Annotated in this window: 5 protein-coding genes; 3 read left to right on the forward strand and 2 right to left on the reverse strand. The window is 54.2% G+C overall.

Annotated elements, in window-relative coordinates:
* The first annotated feature begins 78 nt into the window (after positions 1 to 78).
* The 3 genes from NP590_RS20275 to NP590_RS20285 are packed head-to-tail and all read left to right on the forward strand — an operon-like array spanning position 79 to position 2518.
* Positions 79 to 417, forward strand: a complete 339-nt coding sequence (locus tag NP590_RS20275) for a hypothetical protein (protein WP_256604559.1) — start codon at positions 79 to 81, stop codon at positions 415 to 417.
* Entirely contained in the window at positions 410 to 1009 is a 600-nt protein-coding gene (locus NP590_RS20280; protein ID WP_256604561.1) for a c-type cytochrome, read from the forward strand. Before NP590_RS20275 ends, NP590_RS20280 begins: the two co-directional genes overlap by 8 nt.
* A 3-nt stretch (positions 1010 to 1012) precedes the next feature.
* Positions 1013 to 2518: a cbb3-type cytochrome c oxidase subunit I gene (locus tag NP590_RS20285; protein ID WP_256604563.1), complete on the forward strand. Its 1506-nt coding sequence runs from the start codon at positions 1013 to 1015 to the stop codon at positions 2516 to 2518.
* A 183-nt stretch (positions 2519 to 2701) separates the two neighbouring features.
* Here the strand turns inward: NP590_RS20285 and NP590_RS20290 are convergent, their stop codons facing one another.
* A complete protein-coding gene (locus NP590_RS20290; RefSeq protein ID WP_371927343.1) occupies positions 2702 to 2902 on the reverse strand; it encodes a KTSC domain-containing protein in 201 nt (66 codons plus the stop codon).
* Positions 2903 to 3027: 125 nt separating this feature from the next.
* Positions 3028 to 3413 (reverse strand): hypothetical protein (locus tag NP590_RS20295; protein ID WP_256604564.1); only part of this gene is annotated, 386 nt, incomplete at its 5' end.

Raw genomic sequence — 3413 nt, forward strand, 5'->3', positions numbered from 1 at the left:
TCCCTCGGGAGAGGGGGGTGAGGGCTATAAAGAGACGGAGTCCTTACAGGAAACGTTCCCTGATAACGGAGAATCCCCATGCTGGTCGAACCCGTAGCCCTATCCGATTTCTTTTTGAGCTTTTTCAGCGCGGCCATGATCATCCTCTGCGCCGCCTTGTACGCGGCGCTATACGCCTGGGCCAAAATCAAAGCTCGGCCATGGTTTTACTGGGGCGCCTGGCTGGCCTATGCAGCCTTGCTGGTTTGCGTCGGCATCTTTAGCAGCGTAAACCATTTTACCGGTTACTGGCTGTTCTTGTCGCTGAGCATGGCGCTGGGATATGCCTTTATGCCCCGTTTTATCTGGGGACTTTGCGTGGCAACCCATGTCGACGAACCCGATCATTCCCCTCACTCTGGAGATCATCATGACTGAACAAGTCCCACGCTGGGCCTCTGAAACATTCTGGAAAAAAACCGCCATCTGGGTAACGGGAGCTTCCTTTGTGTTGTTGGTGTTTCTTACCTTCGACTCACTGTCCCAAATTACGCCCGGCGGCACGCGGGTACAAGCCTATAGCGTCATCAACAAGGACGTCAGCTACCGCTTCGATAAAGCCAAACAACGTTACCAGCCGGTCATCGGCGACGATGCGCCGCTGTTCGGCAAGTTATTGAGCGAGGAGGAAGCCGAAAAACTGGTCGATCTCGGCAAGAAAACCGTGCAGGCCAAAAACTGCATGAATTGCCATACGCTGCTCGGCAACGGCGCCTATTATGCGCCCGATCTGACCAAGGCTTGGCTGGACCAGGGCTGGATTGCCAAGGAGGCGCGCGAGAAAATGATGGTCGACTTCCTGCTCGATCCCGAGAAAAACGCCCGCACCTTCGGTTCCAACCGCAAGATGCCGAATCTGGACATAACCCAGCCGGAAGCCGAGGCCATCGTGGCCTTCCTGAAATGGATGTCCACCATCGATACCAACGGTTTTCCGCATAATTTCAAAGCCATCGGCGAAGAGGAATAACAGATGACGCTACAAGCCTATCAAGAAAAAGCCGCCGTCTGCTGGGCGGGTTGCAAACAACGTTACGGCGTACTGATGGCCAACCCGCATTTGAACGGCGGCCAAAAACTGGCCGTACATTATTTTACCGTGGCCATGGTGTTGTTCATGGCGCAACTGCTGTTCGGTTTATTGGCCGGCCTGCAATTTTTGTTTCCGGGCTTTTTGTACGAAATCCTGGATTTCAACGTTAACCGCATGGTGCATATCAACGCCATGGTGGTATGGATGCTTTACGGATTCATGGGGTCGGTGTACTGGTTTCTGGAAGACGAAAGCGGCGTCGAAATCGTCGGTTTGAAATGGGGCCAACTGGCGTTCTGGGTGCTGACCGGCGCGGTGACCATCGTGGTGTTGGTGTATCTGTTCATCCAGTTCGGCGCCGGCAACGACACGTCGCTATGGCTGATCAACGAAGGCCGCGAATACATCGAAGCCCCACGCTGGGCGGACTTCGGCATCGTCGCGGTTGTATTGACCTTCTTTTATAACGTCGCCGCCACCTTCGCCAAGGGGCAATGGTCCGGTATTGCCGGCGTCTTGACCTTGGACTTGGTGGCCTTGGCCGGTTTGTATCTGGCCGGGATGTTTTACGTCACCAATATCTCGGTTGATCAATACTGGTGGTGGTGGGTGATTCACTTATGGGTGGAAGCCACCTGGGAAGTACTGGTCGGCTGCATCATGGCCTGGAGTTTGATGAAGCTGCTCGGCGTGCGCCGGCAAGTGGTGCAAACCTGGCTGTATATCGAAGTGGCGTTGATGTTCGGTTCCGGCATATTGGGCCTGGGCCACCATTATTTCTGGATCGGCACCCCGGAATACTGGTTCACCATAGGCGGGTTTTTCTCCGCGCTGGAACCTATTCCGTTGGTGGCCATGGTGGTGCATTCTATCTACGACTCGGGCGTGCACCGCTTCAAAAACAGCAATCATCCGGCCCTGACCTGGGTAATAGCCCACGCTTTCGGCAATTTCTTGGGCGCCGGCGTCTGGGGTTTCATGCACACGCTGCCGCAAATCAATCTGTATACCCACGGCACGCAATGGTCGGCTTCGCACGGTCATTTGGCCTTCTTCGGCGCCTACGCCACCATCAACATAGCCTTCTTCTATCTGGCGGCGCAACAGGCGCGCGGCAACGTCTGGATGGGCGGCGATTTGGTTAACGGCTGGCGCTGGAAAACGGCGGCGATTTTGTTGAATGTCGGCGTACTGGGCATGACTGTGGCGCTGCTGATTGCCGGTTACGAACAATCCTTCATCGAACGCGCGATGGAAGGTTCCACTTGGGCCGGCTATTTTGCCGCCCAAAACCACCCCTGGTTCATGCAGGCCATGATATGGCGCATGCTGTTCGGCTTGATGACGGCGGCGGGCGGTGCATTGCTATTCTGGGACTTGCTGGAAATCGGCAAGGGAGAAACCCGGCCCGCCGCAGTTATCGGCGAAGCCGTCACCGTGGAATGACTATCGTAACAATGAAACAAGCTGGATGGATTGTCTAACCAAGCCATCCAGCGATGCCAATCAAGCGCAATCGCCCCGCCTAGGGAAATTTCCGCTCAAGCCTGTTGGGATCCCGTCCAAAATAAATCCGCATTCTGTTCCCTCTCCTTGCCGGAGAGGGTTGGGGTGGGGGATATCAAATCCTTAACAGGGAAAAGCGTCTTGAATATGCCGCTTATAAAAGCGGTTTTTGGAACGGGCGTTAAGAAAAGCCTTGAAAGTCTGCTCGGGCACATGACAAAACTCCCGGGGCATATCATGCCTGAAAGATACCCGCATGGTATGCGTGTGCTCGTCGTAACCGACATCCTCTATCGTGCTGGACCTAACCTTTTGCATTTGCATGGTACACCCCGCTTGCCTCAAAGCCGGTTAGGCGACAGCCTGCCGGCACTAGTTCCCGCCCGGCATAAAATAAGCTATATGTTTTTTTGGGGGGGGGTGAAGAGCAAAGGCGTATCCGGTTGATATTACCCAGCGACAAACATCAAATTGCGTTCACGCATGGCGTAGACTACAGTCAAGATTTTTATAGTGAACTCCGCCTGGTTGCAATGCGCGGCTAATCCTGAATTCAAACACGGGTTATCTCGAAGCCTTGGCCTAGGCGAGCAGTCTGGCATTGAGCTTGAGTTACAATTGCCCAGCAAAATCTTGCTGACTCTGGATAACAGCTTAGCCCGCAAACAAGCTTTAACAGGCAATTGGAGATAGCATGCACCCGCCGCCTTGTCGTTTGCAACGCAGCGCAAGGGTTTGATCGTGGCGGCCGAGACGGTAATCACGCAACTCAATGGCATCGGATATCGAATTTCAGCCAGCATGGGTTGCTCAATTAGAAAATGCAATACCTTGC

The organism is Methylomonas subterranea (genome assembly GCF_024505185.1).
GTDB lineage: Bacteria > Pseudomonadota > Gammaproteobacteria > Methylococcales > Methylomonadaceae > Methylomonas > Methylomonas subterranea.

Excerpts from the sequence above, each read along its gene's own strand:
- NP590_RS20275 (WP_256604559.1), top strand. The coding sequence starts at position 79 with ATGCTGGTCGAACCCGTAGCCCTATCCGATTTCTTTTTGAGCTTTTTC.
- NP590_RS20280 (WP_256604561.1), top strand. The coding sequence starts at position 410 with ATGACTGAACAAGTCCCACGCTGGGCCTCTGAAACATTCTGGAAAAAA.
- NP590_RS20285 (WP_256604563.1), top strand. The coding sequence starts at position 1,013 with ATGACGCTACAAGCCTATCAAGAAAAAGCCGCCGTCTGCTGGGCGGGT.
- NP590_RS20290 (WP_371927343.1), bottom strand. The coding sequence starts at position 2,902 with ATGCAAATGCAAAAGGTTAGGTCCAGCACGATAGAGGATGTCGGTTAC.